Raw genomic sequence first — 18,006 nt, forward strand, 5'->3', positions numbered from 1 at the left:
GTAGCCGGCGTCTGAAGTATAAAATTAGCTAAGGGTGGATCACTTTTACTCCGTTGATTTTAGGACAAAAGTGGATCAGTTTTCACCCGTTGTTGACACCAGTCGTTACCGTGAAATTCAGGGTCATAGAAACCTGCGTTCAGCGCTTGCCACGCCTCATCAAAGATCTGCGCCCGTTCGGCCATATGCTCGATGGTTTGTTGAGATACCGTCGATAAGGTTTCTGGTTCGTCCTTTTTGGTATCTACCTTCACTAAAGTGCCGCGTTCGACAAGTGCAAAAAGGCTTTTGCCATCGGTACTTAGCGATAAGCTGCGAGGGCTTTGGTCGCCTTTAATAATGTGCTCTTTGTCTTCGCCATTCCACTTAATTTTGAACAGGTCTTGGTCCATCTCGAAGTTCTGGCGACCGGCACCACCAATGGTGTAATAAACGTGCTCGCCTTCTTTGTCGAACGCTAAACCGGATTCGTTACCTGCAAAACGTGTTACTTGAACAAGCCGTTTATAGATGCCGTCCAAATCAATCTGCATAGGCTCAACGGCGTCTTCCGCAGCGTCCGAATCGTCTTCAGATTCTTTGGCATCCGCAGTTTCCTCAACAAACTCGTCGCGTTTCCACTCCTCTTGCGAGCGTTGCCAATCGCTTTCTTTTAACCATGCAAACCAAATGTCGTAATCGCCATTGTTCCGCATGGAACTAAAGCCTAACTTGCTGCCATCCGGAGACCAGACTGGGCTGTAATCGCCTTTTGGATGCATGCTGACGTTAACGGGTTCTTGAGAGTTATCCGCCGCATGAATAAAGATTTCGCTGTTAAATGATAAGTCAGATTTAGCGTAGGCTAACCACTGGCTGTCTGGCGACCAGCTGACACCGCTCGGTGTTGCCCAGCCGTCTAATAGCACCACGGGGTTGGTCAGTGACTGATCATCGGCTACATCCGCGACAATGAGTTTTCCACGACCTTCACGGTAAGCCACTTTTTTACCATCTGGCGAGACCAAAGGCTCATGTTCTTCGGCATCTGTGCGCGTTACCGGTTTAACTGAATGCTTTAACGACCTAAATAGGTTTGGCTCTTCAGAATCCGCTGATGTCACTGCAAAAATATCATTTTGACCATCGCGGTCCGAAACAAACAACACGGTGTTGTCGTCTAACCAAGCAACATCTCTGTCGCGTGCGGCACCCGTGGTGAGTCTGACCGAGCGCTTATCTTCTTTATCGTTGCGCTTAACAAATACGTCGCCCCGCACAACATAAGAAATCAACTTACCGTTGGGTGAGACACTGTACTCATCCAAAGCGTTGGTGGTTGACTTGTTGGTGACCGGGTCAAAACGAAAGTCTGTAGGAATCGATAGGTTGAGTGATTGACGCTTGCTACCGGCTATTAATTGCACTTTATCGGCGGCTTGATAAACAAGGTGATTGGCCTGTTTATCGATGCTGAAGTGCTCGACGCCAAACTCGCGCTCATCAGTAATTTGCTCGGCGCGGTTTGAACCCAACTTCTGCCTAAACACGTTGTATTTGCCCGCGCGCGATGAAATAAAATACAGCTCGTTGTTACTAGACCATTGTGGCATAAAGTCGTTGCCATCAAAGTCGGTCAATTGCTCGTATTCACCCGTTTCGGTATCGTAAATCCAGATATTGCGGTTTGCCGGACCGCGATAATCTTCGCGTGAAATGCGGCATGTGCCTCGAACAAAAGCAATTTTTTTGCCGTCAGGCGATACCACCGCGTCAAAACCGAGCGCATCCATAAACCGTGCTTCGGTTGCATCGCCACTGGGCGCAACGCCGTAAACTTCCCACTCACGCTCAACTTCAGCGTATAAACGACGCGTATTAAATAGCACTTGGTTGTCGTGACCAAACCCAAGCACACGATCAGGCGCACTATGATAGGTCAAACGATCGGGTCGACCGCCTTGGCTAGGCATCACAAACACATCGTCATTACCAAATCGGTCACTACTGAATGCGATGGTTTTACCGTCTTTCGACCACTTTGGTGAGCTCTCATAGCCCTCGTGGATGGTTAAACGGTTGGGATGGGTACCCGACGTTGACATGGTCCAGATATCACCTTGATAACTGAAGGCGATTTGGGTGCCATCGGGGCTGATTTCGGGTTGCATGATTAGCGGTCGTTCTGGAGCTCCGTTTGACGCAGAGGCGCCAAAGGCCGCAGAAACAAGCAGGCTGGTTACCAGTCGTTTCATAGTTTAACTACCTATTTTAGTTAGAATTATTAAAATTTTGTTGATGGTAGCAAAAATATGAGGTCGGGTACGGAGGTTCAGCTCATTACTCGGTAGGTCGCGCATTTTGCGCGACGTACCATTTTTTAACTAATTAACTTAAGCGGATTGAAGTTGTTTCAAATAGTCGTCGTAACTTCCCGAGAAGTCACGCATGCCTTTGTCGGTTAATTCAATAATACGAGATGCCAGTGACGATACAAACTCGCGGTCATGACTGACGAAGAGCACTGTTCCATCGTAATTTTCGAGAGCTAGGTTGAGTGCTTCAATTGATTCCATATCCAAGTGGTTGGTCGGCTCATCCATCACTAATACGTTGGGACGCTGCATAATGAGCTTGCCGAAGATCATACGTCCTTTTTCCCCACCCGATAAAATCGACACCGGCTTTTTGATATCGTCCTGAGAGAACAACATGCGACCCAATACGCCGCGAATTGCCTGCTCATCATGGTGTGGTTGCTTCCACTGGCTCATCCAATCAAATACGGTCATTTCCTGTTTGAACCAGTCGGCATGGTCTTGTGCATAATAACCAATATTAACGTTTTCAGACCACTTAATGATGCCATCGTCAGCTGCGTATTGATCGACCAAACACTTCAGCAGCGTGGTTTTGCCGATACCGTTAGCGCCGAGTATGGCGACCTTTTCGCCGACTTCGACCATGGCGTTCAAATCTTTTAATACGTGTAAGTCACCAAAGGACTTATTGAGTCCCTCGATCTCGAGTGCTAAGCGATAAAGTTTCTTTTCTTGCTCGAAACGAATGTATGGGCTCACTCGGCTCGATGCTTTGACTTCGGCTAATTGAATCTTCTCAATCTGTTTTGCCCGCGAGGTCGCTTGTTTGGCTTTTGATGCGTTAGCAGAGAATCGGCTGACAAACTGTTGCAGTTCGGCGATTTTATCCTTTTTACGCGCATTCTCATTCAGCAGTTGTTCGCGTGCCTGTGTTGCGGCGAACATGTACTGGTCGTAGTTACCTGGATACACGCGTAACTCGCCGTAATCGATGTCAGCCATGTGGGTGCACACGCTGTTTAGGAAGTGCCGATCGTGCGAAATAATGATCATCGTCGCTTGGCGTTCATTGAGTACCGTTTCTAGCCAACGAATCGTATTGATATCCAAGTTGTTGGTCGGTTCGTCCAGTAACATAATATCAGGTTCTGAAAACAAGACCTGTGCGAGCAAAACCCGCAATTTCAGACCCGGTGCAAGTTCGCTCATCAAGCCAAAGTGCGCTTCGAGCGGAATACCAACACCGAGTAATAGTTCGCCTGCGCGTGACTCTGCTGTGTAACCGTCCATTTCGGCAAATGCGACTTCAAGATCAGCAACACGCATGCCGTCTTCTTCGCTCATTTCAGGTAAGCTATAAATACGATCGCGTTCTGATTTTACTTGCCACAGTTCCTCGTGACCCATGATAACGGTATCAACGACACTGAATTGCTCATAAGCGAACTGATCCTGCCTCAATTTACCGACGCGCATGTTTGGATCAGTGGATACATTGCCAGACGAGGGCTCTTGGTCGCCGCTGAGGATGCGCATAAACGTCGATTTACCGCAGCCGTTGGCGCCGATCAGACCGTAGCGGTTACCTTCGCCAAATTTCACTGATATGTTTTCGAATAGAGGTTTTGCACCAAATTGCATGGTGATGTTTGAAGCAGAAATCACGTTTACGCACCTGAATAAAAAATAGGCGCGTAATCTACGCGTTTTGGGCGCAAATGACAAAGGAAGATTGCATTTATCCTAAATGTCCTGTTTTGACCCAGATAACGGTTTCTTCATCCACGAACGGGTGGTGAACGCTCATATGTGGGTTACGGAGCCAGGTTCCTCTAGGATAGCGACCGTGTTCATCGCAAAATTCGCCGGACAACACAAATATTTCTTCGCCACCGAGGTGTCTATGAGGCTTAAATCTTTCATTGTGTGGCCATTTTACGAGTGCGACGTGTTCGGTGCCGTGACTATGTAACGGCATCACCTGGAGTCGGCCTTGACCTGCTAGCCAGTCCGTCTGCTGAGTATTAACTCTGACTGTGGCGGTATCATCGTGTTGGAACTGGTGGAGTTTTACCAATAATACGCAACCCTCTTTACTAAAAGGGGCATGGCTACTGCCGGGCGGATTTCTGAGATAGGTACCCGTTGGATAGTCACCATATTCGTCAGAAAAAACACCCGAAAGCACCAGTATTTCTTCACCCAAAGGGTGTGAGTGGGTATTAAACGATGCGCCGGGCTTATATTCAACGATACTGGTTGCGCGACCACGCTCAGCCTCTTCTCGCTCGAGTAGTTTACGCTTCACGCCTGCTGAGGGGCTATCGATCCAATCTTGTTCGGAAGTATTAATGACAACACGTTGCTGAAAATCTAAATTTAACACAATGACTCTGCCGGCTGACTAACGGAACTGACTACAATTACGTAAAAAACATAATATATGGCTCACTTTGATGGATAATTATAATCTTTTTTTCTGCGGTGTTAAAAATATTTGATATCATAAGGCGATGAATCTAATCTTCAAGTGTTAACTATTTTTAACATGGTGGGTGGGTTATGGCATTTCGTGAAAAATCAGCATGGCTGATGTTAATCATTACTTTATTGGTCGGTGGCGGTCTTACTTTCGAGGTTGTGCAGGGCTTTAATTCAACAAGCCAGTGGCCGCCAGCGGTTTCGGTCTTTACACGTTTAACGGTGGGGCTCATTGTGCTGAGTATTGTCGGTCAGATCGCGTTAGCGCTTGTTGACCGCAAGTCGGCGAATCGCTCCGCAGATGAACGCGAGAAAACCATTCAACAACGTGCGGATGCCTATTCTGGTATCTTGTTGGGTGTACTCATTGTTTCTAGTTTAATGACGTATCTGGTGCATCAACACGGAGATCTTCTGTTTTTGATGGCATTGTTGAGTTTAGTGGTGGCGCAAGCTGCGGAGTACGTTGTAGAAATTATCGGCTATCGACGGGGTTATTAATATGTTGCCCATTGATAACTGTGTGCGTGCTTTGCGCGAACAACACGGTGGAATGACCCAGGCTGAACTCGGCGACAAGGTTAATTTAACGCGTCAGACCATTGCGGCAATTGAACAACGACGTTATTCACCCTCACTTGAAACTGCATTTCTGATAGCGCGCGTTTTTGGGCAACGCCTTGAAGATGTATTCTGGTTTGACGAGAGTGCGACTTCCTAATGTGTTTTTAATCACGCATCGAGCTTTTTAACATAGGCCGCTTGTTTTAAGATGGCTTGAATCATTGTGCAAGGGAGCACTGTATGATTTTGAACATGATTGCCTTAACCTGGCTAGCCGGTTTTACGGCGTTCTTAGGCGCTTTGTTAGCCAAGTGGGAGGGGTCGGCCGAATCTGCGAATAAACAGAAATTAGTGCATGGCGTTGTCGCCATCGGTGGAGGGATCCTACTTTCCGCGGTTATGTTTGCATTGTTACCGGAGGCCAACAATAACTTGCCCGTCTGGGCTGTCGCGTTGGCATTTATGGCTGGCGGTGTCCTGTTCTGTTTAGTTGACCAATGGCTAGCAAAGCAGGCAAGCCAAGCCTCCCAACTACTGGCAATGTTGTTGGATTTTATTCCAGAAGCTTTGAGTTTGGGTGCGATGTTTGCAATCAAGCCCGAGTTTGGCATGTTACTGGCGCTATTTATCGGTTTGCAAAATCTACCTGAAGGTTTTAATGCCTTTAGGGAACTCCAAGGTTCTAAGTTGTCTGAGAAAAAGCGTTTAGTGGGCTTTTTTCTGGTGGCGTTTATCGGCCCTCTGGCGGCACTCACTGGGCACTGGGTGCTCGCTGACTACACCGAGGCGACAGCCGCTATCATGGCGACTGCTTCAGGTGGTATTCTCTATCTTATTTTTCAAGATATTGCGCCGCAATCGACCATGCCACGTTATTGGACGCCGCCGCTAGGCGCTGTATTTGGATTTATTATTGGTTTATTAGGTAATCAACTACTCGGTTAAAACAAGGAAACGTTAAGTGAAGCCAAGTCAAAAAGGTTTACGCAGAATCATTAATGCGAACCGTTATTCTTTCCGTGGTTTAGTCGCCGCACTCCGAAGTGAAGCTGCATTTAGACAAGAATGTGCGTTGCTTATTATTATTGTCCCCACACTGCTATTTGTTCAGACAGGTTTGATTGCCAAACTGCTATTGATCATCACTTACGGGATTGTGTTGATCACTGAATTATTGAACTCTGCTATTGAAGCGGTCGTTGATCGTATTGGCCCTGACTTTCATGAGCTGAGTGGTAAAGCAAAGGATATTGCCTCGGCAGCGGTTTTCATTTCGATTCTGCTGATGTTAATCACATGGGTGAGTATCTTGTTTTTAGCGCCGAGCTAAACCGTTTAATCGAATTTATCGTAAGAACGACTTTAACAAACCGAAAGGAGTAGTTTCCATGGCCAAAGTATTGTTGATTACAGGCGCCTCTTCGGGTATTGGCGAAGCCACCGCGAAAGAAGCAGTAAAGCAAGGTTACAAGGTTGTGGCAACCGCTCGCAGTGAAGATAAGCTGCAAGCATTGGCAAATGATTTGGGCGCTGAGCACGTATTACCCATTGCGGCCGATGTAACGGACTATCAGCAACTGGAGCGCGTGGTGCAGCAAACCGTTGATCAGTTTGGTCAACTGGATGCCGTGTTCGCTAATGCGGGCAAAGGATTAAACGCTGCAGGCACTGAAAATGGCGACCCTAACGAGTGGCGCGAAATGATTGATCTTAATATCAATGCATTACTTTATACCGCCAAGCTTACTTTGCCACACTTAAAGAAATCCACGGGTCACTTTATTATGACCGGTTCGGCAGCCGGTCGCACAGCGATTAAGGGCTCTGTCTACGGGGCAAGCAAGTGGTTTGTGCATGGTTTTGCCCAAAACTTAGCGGAAGAGATGCGCGAATGGAGCGGACGCTGCACGGTGATTGCACCGGGTATGGTCAATACGCCGTTCTTTGATGAGCCCAAACCGGATAAATTAGACCCTCAAGATGTCGCCGACGCGGTCTTACATGCGCTTAATGCGCACCCGCGTAACTGTGTTCGCGAAGTGTTTTTAATGCCTGGCTACTAATGCCTATCAACACAGAGAAACAACCTATCGCGTGGAAGAGGCTGCTGATTTTCAGTGGCCTCTTTGTTGTATTAACGGCTCTCGGTTTTTACAGCATTCAGCAGTTTTTCCAAGGTGCCGAGCTACAATTTGATAGCCAGTTATTGCAACCTGCGGTGTTGCTCAGTTTACTGGCGCTACTAATTGTTTATTTCGCCAGTGACGGATTGCGCCTCTATTTTACTTTACGGGCACTGGGGTATCGTGTGCCGGCAGCGCCAATGACTCGGCTGATTTTTATTAATATGTTTTTTTCCAATGTTACTCCGATGGCGACCGGTGGAGGCTTTGCGCAAGTGTGGTATTTGGCGAAGCAGGGCGTGCCGGTGGGACGTGCGACGGCAGCCACAACGATTCGGACTGTGTTAGCGGTGATTTTTATCTTCACATTTACGCCGGTGTTATTGCTGACACTGCCTGCACTTTCTGACTCAACTTTGTCTAAAGGCATTGGCGGCTCGCTTGCTATATTGGTCACGGCTTACTTAGCATTCTTTGCGATGGTGCTGTTTAAAACCCACTGGCTGATTGCGCCAATCAACGGCGTGCTTAGAGTACTTGCGACAGTCAATTTAATTAGTGCACATAAATGCCGTGTACTTGGCTTTTGGAGCAAACGTGAAATGCTCCGTTTTGCTGGCAGTTTTCGAGATTATTGTAAGGGCAAACCGCTCTATGTGTGGGGCTCTGTGTTTTTCACGGTTGTCTTTTTATTAAGCCTCTTCAGCTTCCCCGCTATTCTATTATGGGGACTCGACTATACGGTTCCTTATTGGCAGTCCGTTGGTCTTTTGGTGGTGACTACCTTTGTCATGTATTTTGCACCAACCCCCGGAGCATCAGGCGTTTCTGAGGGAGTTTTCGGTTCGTTTTTCGCACAGTTTGTGCAAAGTCATCATTTATTATTAATTATCTTTAGCTGGCGCTTTATCACTATTTATTTGGGCATGCTGATTGGCATGGTGACGTTGCAGTATGAGATGTTGGCAAGTCGCAGGAAGGGCGCATGAATAAAAATCAATGGCTGAAGATACTGTTTTACGTCAATGTCGTCATTGTGGGGCTGGTTATCGGCTATAAGATTTATTTGAATTTTAGCCAACCAGAATTTGAGGTAGTACACAGTGAACAGGTCGCCAGCATCAGTAGTCGCTTACAAGGAGATTCAGATTATCAGTTTGCGGTACTCGGCAATATTAACAATTCGATTGGTATCTTTGAGCAGCGGATCATTCCTGAATTAAATCAAGCTGATATCGACTTTGTCGTATCTGCTGGTAATGCGGTCAGCGGTGGTGGAGAGGATAAATATCGCGCGCTCTATGGCAGTCTTTCACACTTGAATAAACCTTATTTGCTCACCTTTGGTGACAATGAATACGACGAGTTTGGTAGTTTTCGCTACTACGAACATTTTGGCCCTCACTTTTTTAGCTTTGTAGCAGACAGCACGCGTTTTATCTTTTTGGATAGTACGGGTAAAACGCCATGGCAGTGGCAGTTGCGTTGGTTGACGGATATTTTGCGCGCTGATGAGTCTAAGCACCGCTTTATTTTTGTATCTCACCCCCCGGTGCAGCCGAAAAACGAGACCTTGTTTGCGACGGAGGATGACTTTTTACAACCATTGGGTTTTCGCTCTGGGCTATTGCAACTGGTCGAGCAGCATTCAGTTGACGCGGTATTTTCCAGTCATTTATCGATTTACGATAAAGTCATGTACAAAGGTACGCCATTTTATATCACGGGTGGTGCAGGTGGCTTAGTACTTAATCACGATAACAGCTTCTACCATTACTTGATGGTGCGTGTAACAGATGCCGGTATCGAGGTGAATGTGAATGAGCTTGAAGTCGGTCAACATCCGGTGCTCAAAATACTCGAAAGCCTCTGGTTCTTTATCTACTCTTTGCTTTATGCAGGCTACATCAACTTTATTCTTATCGTAAGCGCACTGCTACTTGTGAGCGTAAAGCTGTATCAAATGGTGTTCGTGGGCAAGTCTTATTATCCTGATTATGATATCGACCCGAAGCCATGGTTAAGTAAGCCACTAAACATCGTGATGTTCACTAACAACTATTTGCCGTTCATCGGCGGTGTACCTATTTCTATCGAGCGCTTAAGAGTCGGTCTAAAGCATCTAGGTCATAAGATCTCGATCGTAGCACCCAAATACGCGAATGCGCGTACCGATGAAGCGCATGTTATTCGTATGCCCAATTGGTTTTCATTTGGTGAAAACAGTGAATTCCAGTTCGCGCATTTATTTTCACGCGTAGTGAGACAAAAGGTGAAAGCACTCAAGCCTGATATTATTCACGTGCATCATCCGTTCTGGATAGGTTCGCTTGGTGTTTATATGGCTAAGCGTTTGAAAGTACCCGTCGTTTACACCTACCACACACGGTTAGAGCATTACGCGCACTATGTCATGCTGCCGGGCCATCTATTTAGAAATATCATTGCGCATATTATGGTGCGTCGTTTTGCCAACAAATGCGATAGTGTGATTGTGCCCACCCAGTCGGTTGAAGAGTATTTGCGTATGATTGGTGTGACGCGACCTATCTACGTACAACCAACGGGCATTGAGTATCAGCGCTTTCAAAAAGTCAGCCACGATAAGATTAAGTCAATAAAAGCGTCACAGTCTATGAGTGACGACGAATGTATATTGGTAAGTGTGGCGCGTCTCTCTGACGAAAAAAATATCGATTTCATGATAGACGCGATGGTCGATATTCGTAAGCGTGCAAATAAGCCTGTGCGCTTGCTGCAAATCGGTGAAGGACATCAGCGCGACTATCTGCAACAGCGGATTGATGACAATGGACTCACTGACTGTGTTCAGTTAGTGGGTGCGGTACCGCCCAAGGACATGCCTGAATGGTATGCGTTGGGTGACTTATTTGTGTTTGCCTCGCAGTCTGAAACTCAAGGTATGGTTATTCTTGAGGCGATGGCTGCGGGTATGCCCGTTGTTGCTGTGCGCTCGAGCGGTATAGAAGATGTCGTCGAAGATGATATTAACGGCTATAAAACGCCTGCAAAACAAGACCGTTGGAGTGAGCAAGTGGTTAAGCTCATCAATGACGATGAGCTTCGTGAGCGACTCGGTAAACAAGCACTTAGGTTCGCTGCGGACTACTCTGTGGAGGCGTTTACTCGCCATGTTGAGTGTGTCTACGGTGAAACTTTAGCGCGATTCAATAATAAGGATAAGCGCGACTAACGATAAAACACTACAGAATCTCTATACCTTCGCATTTGTAGTGGCCAATTAACGTGTCTTGTTGCAGCACGCGGCCAGTTAGATCAAACGCGAAAAAATAGGTTTCGGTACGGTCGCCAATTTCCACGCTTTTTAGCCCGATACACTCGTTCTGTCGGCCGGGAACAAGTTTGATAGAAGATACGCCGCGCTCAGGATGACGTTGACCGACCTCAATGACTTGAATATGGGAAAAGTCCTCACTGCAAATAAACAATCGGTTGTTACCACATTCACGCTCATCATGTTCGGGGTCAAACGGTTGGTTGGATAACTTACGTGGAAAAAATAGCCATTTTTTTAGAACGGGGTGCCACTCCGCCGCCTCGTGAATAATATAACCTTCGCCAGAGACTCCTGCTGCTTCGCGTATTTTTTGATAGTTTTCGTGCCAGTCGACACTTTGCAAACCGTAGTGACGGCCAATCACCTTAATCCACTCTTCTTGTGGACGTTTACCATGACTTCCGATGAAGAGGTGATTGTCTTTTAAGGTAGCCCACTCGCTTTTAAAGCCCTTGAACTCTTCGTCCCCACTGCCAGTCATCAATATCTGACGAGGAACTAATTGACTATAGTTGCGGACCTCACATACAAGTCCCGTTCGATCATCAAAAGTAAGTAAGTGCTTACCAAACTGAACAAGTTCAGAGAACTCCGCCCCCCGGTCACCTTCAGCGATCAGTGAAACTAAAGAATATTCATGGGTATCGTCTGGCGGAAGGTCATGGAAATGATACTGCACATCACCTGTAGCTGAGTCGACTTGACGAGCCACTTCATCAATCCGTAAACGTGAGTGCCAAGCCGATTGACCACCGTCTAATTGAATTTTAGACGATTGGTCCTCATCGGTAATAATTGCAACTTGATAATGAGTCTGCTTATCGCTGTATCGTTCGAAACGTTGCCATTCTGAGGCCTTAGGTTGACTCATGACTCCTCCTTTAGAAACTCGGTTTCGTTACCGTCTGCATTTAATTGTCGGATACGCGACGGAGCGCCGTCCTGATCAAAACTGACCCAGCCGATACCGGAGTGGTTCCAGAGTCGCTCGCCGGCATCACGGCCGGTCGGCAGCCGTGGAGACACGGCGAAACGGCGTCGTTTAGTTAGCCAGTTGAGAGGTGATCGTGGGGAGTATAGCCAGCGGTTCATACGATCGAGCCACTCTAATAAAGTGTTCGGAAACTCGTTTTTAACGCCACTACTGGTAATTTGCCAAATCGACGATTCAGCCTTTTCGCGTCGCAACTGCACGTCGTATACAAATGAATAGTGCACGTCACCCGACAGAATCGTGAACTTTTGCGGTGTGCGTTTGTGGGAAAAGATATTAAGTAAGGTATTGGCGGCACCGTTGTGCGCCATCCAGTTTTCAGCATCGACAACGAGTGGCTTACCCAACGCGGTAAACACCGTTTGGATTGCTTCTATTAGTTTCACGCCAAAAATCGGCGCCGGGGACACTAAAATCACAGCCTCTTGATCCATAATTTGGTGCTGCATCTCCATTAGAGATTCCCAGTCCATTAATCCCGATGGCTTGCGGATGCTACGTTCACTTCGCCAGCGGCGGGTACGGGTATCGAGCACAAGAATTTTGGGTTGCGTGTCTAGGGTGAACTGCCATTGCTCCCAATCCAGCAGTTGCTCAATAAGTTGATCGTGCTCTTCCGGTTGCTCAGTTAATGGCTTTTCAAGTAATTGTGCAGTGGCATCCATAAGGGGGGTTACCACTTCGGGCTGGTTGCCCCAACCTTGAAAAATTAAATAGCCCCACAGCGCGTTGCCGACAATACGTTTTGAAAAAGGATGGTGGTAGGCCGTGAGCTCCCAAGCGGCTGATAAGTTCCAGTCATCGGTCACATCGTGATCGTCAAACATCATATAGCTGATGCTGTGTGCCATGGCACGCGCTGCTTGAGGCAATGTTTTAACGAATTTATCAACGGTTGCCTGTTCATCGGTAAAGCGCTTTTGTTGTTCTTGGTTTAACTGCGACGGTTGTTGCACCTTGATTAAACGCCAAGGCGTGGGTGACCAACAGAGCAGATACATGGCGAAGACTTCAGCGGCAGTAATCAGGTGGTTACCCGCGTGTGCTGAGGTAAAAATCGGTTTTTTCACGCCACCAAAAAATTTCTCAGTCAGCGCTTCATTCGCTTTAGTATCCGGTAGCAAGGATTGGCGGCTGTAATAGCCATTTGGGTGTTGAATTAAGTCATCCAGTTGATTCAGTTGATCATCGGGCAAAGTCTCATCAGATAGCTTTAGTACTTCAATTAATGCGTGTATGGATGCCAACATCGGGCCAGCGACATCATCGACGTAGACTTGATCCCCTGTGTGCAGAAGAATACCCGCTCGTTTCGAGGGGCGATCGAGGTGTGCCTCAATCTCTTTATCAGCACGTGATAACCCATCATCAGCGGGATGACGAGGGCGGCGACATGAGCCATGAAGCAGTTGGTCAATCGTCTCTTTATAAACAAACTGCGGACATGTTTGTCCTGAATAAAGCAAGAAGTCGTGTTGTTCTGATAAACGTTCGTTTTCGGTAGGCCAAACCAGGTCGTAACCGATTCGTTGGTTGTGGGCAAGCGGTTGAGCAGGCTCGACCCTTATCAACATCACATAAGCATGCTTGCCAATAGCAATGACTCGGTCTGTTTGTTTGATATCGACCGGCGTCTCATCGATACTACATTCCACCTGAGGAACATGGTCGCTTTTCGTGACCAGCCACAAGTAAAAATGATCAGACTCAACATGCCGAACTAAGGGACCGCAGAGCAGTTGCGGTAAGTCTTTTAAAGTCGATTCATTCTTCATTTTGGCTTTGTCTCAAGTTAGGCATGTTCGGTCGAAATACTGTTCTATCAAAGTTTCGCAATTCAGGACAGTCTGTTAACTTAATAGTTACAAAATAACAACAAAGGAACTATCTATGAAATACGTACTCAGTGCTGTCGCTGTTAGCGTACTTGTCGCGTGCTCTCCAGCACAAAACGATTCGTCGCAAACAGCCGAAACTCAGCAAGTGGAAAAGCAACAAGCGGAGTCGATGCAAGTGAAGTACCCAGAAACACGCAAAGGGGATACCGTCGATACTTATTTCGATACAAAAGTGAAAGATCCGTATCGTTGGTTAGAAGATGATCGGAGTGCCGAAACCGAAGCGTGGGTAGAAGCGCAAAATGAGGTCACCTTCAATCATTTAGAAAAAATCCCGTTCCGCGACAAAATTGAAAAGCGCCTGACGGAGTTGTGGAATTACGAGAAAGTCAGTGCACCATTTAAAGAGGGCGACTACACCTATTATTACAAGAACGATGGTTTGCAGAACCAGTATGTGGTCTATCGTAAGAAGAACGATAGTGACGCAGAAGAAGTGTTCTTGGATCCGAATACCTTCAGCGAAGATGGAACAACGTCATTAGCACAACTGACCTTTAGTGAAGATGGAAAACTAGCAGCTTATTCGATTTCTGAGGGCGGGAGTGACTGGCGTAAAATTATTGTCATTGATGCTGAAACGAAAGAGCGTCTTGAGGACCCACTGGTTGATGTGAAGTTCAGTGGTATCTCTTGGAAAGGTAACGAAGGGTTCTACTATTCAAGCTATGATAAGCCGGAAGGTAGTGAGCTCTCGGCAAAAACTGATCAACATAAGCTGTATTACCATGAGTTAGGCACGTCGCAGAGCGATGACGAATTGGTATTTGGTGGCACGGACGCGCAGAAGCACCGCTATGTGGGCGGCTACGTGACAGACGACAATCAGTTTTTGGTGATCTCTGCCGCTAATTCAACATCAGGCAATAAACTCTTTATCAAAGATTTGAGCAAAGAGGATGCGTCTCTGGTCACTGTGGTCGATGACTATGACTCAGATGTATCGGTGTTAGACAGTGAAGACGGTAAACTCTATATCGAGACCAACCGTGAAGCGCCTAACGGCCGTGTCGTAGTCGTTGATGCTGGAGCGCCACAAGAAGCGAATTGGAGCGACTTGATCCCTGAGACTGAGCACGTACTCAACCCAACCACCGGGGCAGGCTATATTTTCGCGGAATATATGGTCGATGCGGTCTCGCAAGTGAAGCAGTTTGACTACCAAGGTAAAGAAATTCGACAAATCGACTTACCAGGTGTCGGGAGTGCAGGTGGTTTTGGCGGTAAAGACGACGCTGAAACGTTGTACTACTCATTTACTAATTACAGCACGCCACAAACTATTTATGCTTTGAATCCGGATACTGGCGAATCAACCGTTTACGAAGAGTCCGGCGCGGATTTCGATTCCAGTAACTATGAGTCGAAGCAGGTGTTCTACACGTCTAAAGACGGTACTCAGGTGCCCATGATCATTACCTATAAAAAAGGTACGGAGCTCGACGGTAGTAATCCAACGATTCTATATGGCTATGGTGGCTTTAATATCAGCTTAACGCCTTCGTTCAGCATCGCAAATGCGGCGTGGTTGGAAATGGGCGGTGTTTATGCCGTTGCTAACCTACGTGGTGGTGGTGAGTATGGTAAGGCGTGGCACGATGCCGGTACGAAGATGCAAAAGCAGAACGTCTTTGACGACTTTATTGCCGCTGCAGAGTACTTGATTGATGAAGATTACACGTCAAAAGAAAAGCTTGCTATCCGTGGCGGTTCCAATGGCGGTCTGTTGGTCGGGGCAACGATGACACAACGTCCTGACTTGTTTGCGGTTGCCTTACCTGCCGTCGGCGTTTTGGATATGTTGCGTTACCATACCTTCACTGCTGGCGCAGGCTGGGCCTACGACTACGGTACAGCAGAGGACAGCAAAGAGATGTTCCAATACCTGCTGAACTACTCGCCCGTTCATAACGTAGAACAAGGTGTGGAGTATCCAGCAACATTGATTACTACCGGTGATCACGATGACCGTGTGGTGCCTGCGCACTCATTTAAGTTTGCCGCAGAGTTGCAGGATAAAGCAGGTGGTGATGCACCGCAGCTGATCCGTATCGAAACAAATGCAGGACATGGTGCAGGCACGCCTGTATCGAAGACCATTGAGCAGTATTCGGATATTTTCGGCTTTACCCTATATCACATGGGTTATCAGTCGCTACCAAACGAATAGGAGGCGTAATGAGAGCAACATTGTTAGCTTCAATCGCTGTCGCATCGGGCACTTTATTATTAAGTGCCTGTAGTGCAGAAGAGTCACATACTCAGTGTACTTCTGCGCCACAGAGTGAATGGATGGACCAAGCTGAGTTTCAGCAAGGCCTGGAAGAGCAAGGCTATAAAATTAACGAGTTTAAAGTCACCGAAGGTCAGTGTTATGAGATCTATGGCTTTAATGCTGACGACCAAAAAGTAGAAATTTACTTTAATCCGGTTGATGGCAGTATCGTTAAACAAGAAATGGAATAAGGTAAAGAGAGCGCTATGCAAATTTGGGACATCGGCATTCGTTTGTTTCATTGGAGCATAGCGCTCGCTTTTGTACTGAATTATTTCTTACTCGAGCCGGGTGAGACAGCGCATCAAATTGCTGGTTATTATGCCTTTGCTTGGCTTATTTTCCGCGTTGTCTGGGGCTTTTTAGGACCTCAACGGGCGAGGTTCAGTGACTTTTTTCCAACGCCTTCGCGCATTAAGACTCACATCACGCAGTTAAAACAACGTCAGTTACCTCGAGATGCCGGGCACAATCCGTTAGGTGGAGTCGTTATCTTACTGATGATGGTGCTATTGGCGTATCAAGCAACGACTGGATTCATGCTTGAGGAAGTGGATGCCTTTTATGGTAGCAGCATGCTAGAGGATTTACATGAACTCGGTGCGCACACTTTGTTTGCTTTAGTCTGCCTGCACATTGTTGCCGTTATCTTTGTGCAATGGTGGGGGCGCATTCAATTAATGCGCCCAATGATCACAGGTCGGCGCGACTAAGCGTTCTGTGCTATTGACTGAATTTTAGCGACAATCGCTTTAAGCCCATTACCACGGGTCGGCGTAATGTGATTTTCTAAATCCAGTTCTTTGAAGTAACCATCAATATCAAACGCTAAAATTTGTTCAGGTGTCTTATTGTGAAATGCCGCTAATACGAGTGTCAGTAAGCCTTGTACGATGACTGCGTCACTGTCCACTTGAAACAATAAACGGCCGTCTTTTTGCTCAGCAATGAGCCACACATTACTTTGACAACCCCGCACGATAAATTCGTCTTTACGAAGCGCCTCAGGGAGACCCGGTAAGCCCTTACCGAGGTCGATAATATACTGGTAGCGTTGCTCCCAATCATCTAAAAACTCGAGATCTTCAATGATTTCATCAGTGCTGGGTAGATTCATCTTCACGTCGACCTTTATTGACTGCTAACAATTAAAAGAATACGCCTGCTTCAAGCTGAGCTTCTTCGGACATCATGTCGCGCGACCACGGTGGATCGAATACCAAATTGACTTGGACGTCCTTCACATGGGGCACTAAGCTCAAGCGATACTCGACATCACCTACGAGTACGGGGCCCATACCGCAACCGGGAGCCGTTAGCGTCATATCAATATCAATGCGTTGCGCATCTTGATCGATGTTGACGGCATAAATCAGTCCTAAAGAGACTAAGTTGATAGGGATCTCTGGATCGAAAATAGTCTCGAGTGCTTCCCATACTTGGGACTCACTAATCTGGCCATCAACAGGCGGCTCGAAGTCAAGCGTCTGCGGCTTACGACCAATCGCATCGGCGTCTGTGCCATCAATGCGCAACATATTACCCATCCAAGTCACGGTGTAGTTGCCACCTAAGTCTTGGGTTATGTTGACGAATTCGCCTTTAGGGATAATCTTAACTTCGCCCGAGGGTACTTTACGACACTTAACTTCGCGTTGGGTGGTGACCATTTTTTGTTGCATGAATCAGTACCTATTCCTGCACGCTGAAGCTTTCACCACAGCCACACTCATTAACCACGTTAGGGTTATTAAATTTTACCACACCATTGATGCCTTCTTTGACGTAATCAATTTCGGTATTACGCAGGACATCAACGGCATCTTTAGCAATCGCCACGGTGAGTGTGTCATTAACGTGCACCAGCTCATCATCAGCCTCAGCTTCAGGAACCGCATTCAACACGTATGCATAGCCAGTACAGCCGCTCATTTTGGTCGATAAGCGCAGTATCGCGCCAGGTTGATCAGCTAGTTTGCCCTCAAAATGCTTAATAGCGGTTGGGGTCATGCTAATGAGTTGTTGATTAGGTACAAAAGATTCGACAGACAT

Annotated in this window: 18 protein-coding genes; 10 read left to right on the forward strand and 8 right to left on the reverse strand. The window is 47.0% G+C overall.

The window, feature by feature from the left end:
• Positions 1 to 59: 59 nt before the first annotated feature.
• From AWU56_RS10240 to AWU56_RS10250, 3 genes are all read right to left on the reverse strand, one after another.
• Positions 60 to 2,234, reverse strand: coding sequence for a S41 family peptidase (locus tag AWU56_RS10240; protein WP_286682466.1), 2,175 nt, complete (start codon positions 2,232 to 2,234; stop codon positions 60 to 62).
• Positions 2,235 to 2,372: 138 nt separating this feature from the next.
• On the reverse strand, positions 2,373 to 3,965 hold the full coding sequence (locus AWU56_RS10245) for an ABC-F family ATPase (protein WP_006954012.1): 1,593 nt from the start codon (positions 3,963 to 3,965) through the stop codon (positions 2,373 to 2,375).
• A gap of 73 nt (positions 3,966 to 4,038) precedes the next feature.
• Positions 4,039 to 4,686 (reverse strand): cupin domain-containing protein, encoded by a 648-nt coding sequence (locus AWU56_RS10250; protein ID WP_286682467.1) that lies wholly within the window; start codon positions 4,684 to 4,686, stop codon positions 4,039 to 4,041.
• Positions 4,687 to 4,862: 176 nt separating this feature from the next.
• Between AWU56_RS10250 and AWU56_RS10255 the strand changes: the two genes are divergently transcribed.
• The 7 genes from AWU56_RS10255 (at position 4,863) to AWU56_RS10285 (ending at position 10,682) form a co-directional block, all read left to right on the forward strand.
• Positions 4,863 to 5,282: a hypothetical protein gene (locus AWU56_RS10255; protein WP_286682468.1), complete on the forward strand. Its 420-nt coding sequence runs from the start codon at positions 4,863 to 4,865 to the stop codon at positions 5,280 to 5,282.
• Position 5,283: 1 nt separating this feature from the next.
• On the forward strand, positions 5,284 to 5,502 hold the full coding sequence (locus AWU56_RS10260; protein WP_006954006.1) for a helix-turn-helix transcriptional regulator: 219 nt from the start codon (positions 5,284 to 5,286) through the stop codon (positions 5,500 to 5,502).
• Between the two features lie 83 nt (positions 5,503 to 5,585).
• The gene (locus tag AWU56_RS10265) at positions 5,586 to 6,290 is read left to right on the forward strand and encodes a ZIP family metal transporter (protein WP_286682469.1); all 705 of its coding nucleotides are present in this window, start codon (positions 5,586 to 5,588) and stop codon (positions 6,288 to 6,290) included.
• A 16-nt stretch (positions 6,291 to 6,306) separates the two neighbouring features.
• Positions 6,307 to 6,675 carry a diacylglycerol kinase gene (locus AWU56_RS10270; protein ID WP_006954002.1) on the forward strand — a complete coding sequence of 123 codons (369 nt, stop codon included), beginning with the start codon at positions 6,307 to 6,309 and terminating at the stop codon, positions 6,673 to 6,675.
• A 58-nt stretch (positions 6,676 to 6,733) separates the two neighbouring features.
• Positions 6,734 to 7,408: an SDR family oxidoreductase gene (locus tag AWU56_RS10275; RefSeq protein ID WP_006954000.1), complete on the forward strand. Its 675-nt coding sequence runs from the start codon at positions 6,734 to 6,736 to the stop codon at positions 7,406 to 7,408.
• Positions 7,408 to 8,457, forward strand: a complete 1,050-nt coding sequence (locus AWU56_RS10280) for a lysylphosphatidylglycerol synthase transmembrane domain-containing protein (RefSeq protein WP_272978124.1) — start codon at positions 7,408 to 7,410, stop codon at positions 8,455 to 8,457. Before AWU56_RS10275 ends, AWU56_RS10280 begins: the two co-directional genes overlap by 1 nt.
• Positions 8,454 to 10,682 (forward strand): glycosyltransferase, encoded by a 2,229-nt coding sequence (locus AWU56_RS10285; protein WP_286682470.1) that lies wholly within the window; start codon positions 8,454 to 8,456, stop codon positions 10,680 to 10,682. The genes AWU56_RS10280 and AWU56_RS10285 overlap by 4 nt, the downstream gene beginning before the upstream one ends.
• Before the next feature lie 10 nt (positions 10,683 to 10,692).
• Here AWU56_RS10285 and AWU56_RS10290 read toward each other — a convergent pair whose 3' ends face one another.
• Both AWU56_RS10290 and AWU56_RS10295 read right to left on the reverse strand, forming a co-directional pair.
• The gene (locus tag AWU56_RS10290) at positions 10,693 to 11,658 is read right to left on the reverse strand and encodes a hypothetical protein (RefSeq protein WP_286682471.1); all 966 of its coding nucleotides are present in this window, start codon (positions 11,656 to 11,658) and stop codon (positions 10,693 to 10,695) included.
• Positions 11,655 to 13,556 carry a metallophosphoesterase family protein gene (locus AWU56_RS10295; RefSeq protein ID WP_286682472.1) on the reverse strand — a complete coding sequence of 634 codons (1,902 nt, stop codon included), beginning with the start codon at positions 13,554 to 13,556 and terminating at the stop codon, positions 11,655 to 11,657. Before AWU56_RS10295 ends, AWU56_RS10290 begins: the two co-directional genes overlap by 4 nt.
• A 115-nt stretch (positions 13,557 to 13,671) precedes the next feature.
• Between AWU56_RS10295 and AWU56_RS10300 the strand changes: the two genes are divergently transcribed.
• The 3 genes from AWU56_RS10300 to AWU56_RS10310 are packed head-to-tail and all read left to right on the forward strand — an operon-like array spanning position 13,672 to position 16,667.
• Positions 13,672 to 15,849, forward strand: a complete 2,178-nt coding sequence (locus AWU56_RS10300; RefSeq protein ID WP_286682473.1) for a prolyl oligopeptidase family serine peptidase — start codon at positions 13,672 to 13,674, stop codon at positions 15,847 to 15,849.
• A gap of 8 nt (positions 15,850 to 15,857) precedes the next feature.
• Entirely contained in the window at positions 15,858 to 16,145 is a 288-nt protein-coding gene (locus AWU56_RS10305; RefSeq protein ID WP_286682474.1) for a PepSY domain-containing protein, read from the forward strand.
• A gap of 15 nt (positions 16,146 to 16,160) precedes the next feature.
• Positions 16,161 to 16,667 (forward strand): cytochrome b/b6 domain-containing protein, encoded by a 507-nt coding sequence (locus AWU56_RS10310; RefSeq protein WP_286682475.1) that lies wholly within the window; start codon positions 16,161 to 16,163, stop codon positions 16,665 to 16,667.
• Here the strand turns inward: AWU56_RS10310 and AWU56_RS10315 are convergent.
• From AWU56_RS10315 to AWU56_RS10325, 3 genes are read right to left on the reverse strand one after another with little or no spacing between them, the layout of a single operon-like run.
• Entirely contained in the window at positions 16,664 to 17,071 is a 408-nt protein-coding gene (locus tag AWU56_RS10315) for a SufE family protein (protein WP_006953982.1), read from the reverse strand. The two genes, AWU56_RS10310 and AWU56_RS10315, sit on opposite strands and share 4 nt — an antisense overlap.
• Positions 17,072 to 17,102: 31 nt before the next feature.
• Complete coding sequence (sufT, locus tag AWU56_RS10320; RefSeq protein ID WP_272978301.1) at positions 17,103 to 17,636, reverse strand: putative Fe-S cluster assembly protein SufT; 534 nt, start codon at positions 17,634 to 17,636, stop codon at positions 17,103 to 17,105.
• A 10-nt stretch (positions 17,637 to 17,646) separates the two neighbouring features.
• A complete protein-coding gene (locus tag AWU56_RS10325; protein WP_286682476.1) occupies positions 17,647 to 18,006 on the reverse strand; it encodes a HesB/IscA family protein in 360 nt (119 codons plus the stop codon).

This window comes from Idiomarina sp. T82-3, from assembly GCF_001577655.1.
GTDB classification, from domain to species: Bacteria; Pseudomonadota; Gammaproteobacteria; order Enterobacterales; family Alteromonadaceae; genus Idiomarina; species Idiomarina baltica.

Coding starts and splice junctions, on each gene's coding strand:
- AWU56_RS10240 (WP_286682466.1), bottom strand. CDS start 2,234: ATGAAACGACTGGTAACCAGCCTGCTTGTTTCTGCGGCCTTTGGCGCC.
- AWU56_RS10255 (WP_286682468.1), top strand. CDS start 4,863: ATGGCATTTCGTGAAAAATCAGCATGGCTGATGTTAATCATTACTTTA.
- AWU56_RS10260 (WP_006954006.1), top strand. CDS start 5,284: ATGTTGCCCATTGATAACTGTGTGCGTGCTTTGCGCGAACAACACGGT.
- AWU56_RS10265 (WP_286682469.1), top strand. CDS start 5,586: ATGATTTTGAACATGATTGCCTTAACCTGGCTAGCCGGTTTTACGGCG.
- AWU56_RS10275 (WP_006954000.1), top strand. CDS start 6,734: ATGGCCAAAGTATTGTTGATTACAGGCGCCTCTTCGGGTATTGGCGAA.
- AWU56_RS10280 (WP_272978124.1), top strand. CDS start 7,408: ATGCCTATCAACACAGAGAAACAACCTATCGCGTGGAAGAGGCTGCTG.
- AWU56_RS10285 (WP_286682470.1), top strand. CDS start 8,454: ATGAATAAAAATCAATGGCTGAAGATACTGTTTTACGTCAATGTCGTC.
- AWU56_RS10290 (WP_286682471.1), bottom strand. CDS start 11,658: ATGAGTCAACCTAAGGCCTCAGAATGGCAACGTTTCGAACGATACAGC.
- AWU56_RS10295 (WP_286682472.1), bottom strand. CDS start 13,556: ATGAAGAATGAATCGACTTTAAAAGACTTACCGCAACTGCTCTGCGGT.
- AWU56_RS10300 (WP_286682473.1), top strand. CDS start 13,672: ATGAAATACGTACTCAGTGCTGTCGCTGTTAGCGTACTTGTCGCGTGC.
- AWU56_RS10305 (WP_286682474.1), top strand. CDS start 15,858: ATGAGAGCAACATTGTTAGCTTCAATCGCTGTCGCATCGGGCACTTTA.
- AWU56_RS10310 (WP_286682475.1), top strand. CDS start 16,161: ATGCAAATTTGGGACATCGGCATTCGTTTGTTTCATTGGAGCATAGCG.
- AWU56_RS10315 (WP_006953982.1), bottom strand. CDS start 17,071: ATGAATCTACCCAGCACTGATGAAATCATTGAAGATCTCGAGTTTTTA.
- sufT (WP_272978301.1), bottom strand. CDS start 17,636: ATGCAACAAAAAATGGTCACCACCCAACGCGAAGTTAAGTGTCGTAAA.
- AWU56_RS10325 (WP_286682476.1), bottom strand. CDS start 18,006: ATGTCTGTCGAATCTTTTGTACCTAATCAACAACTCATTAGCATGACC.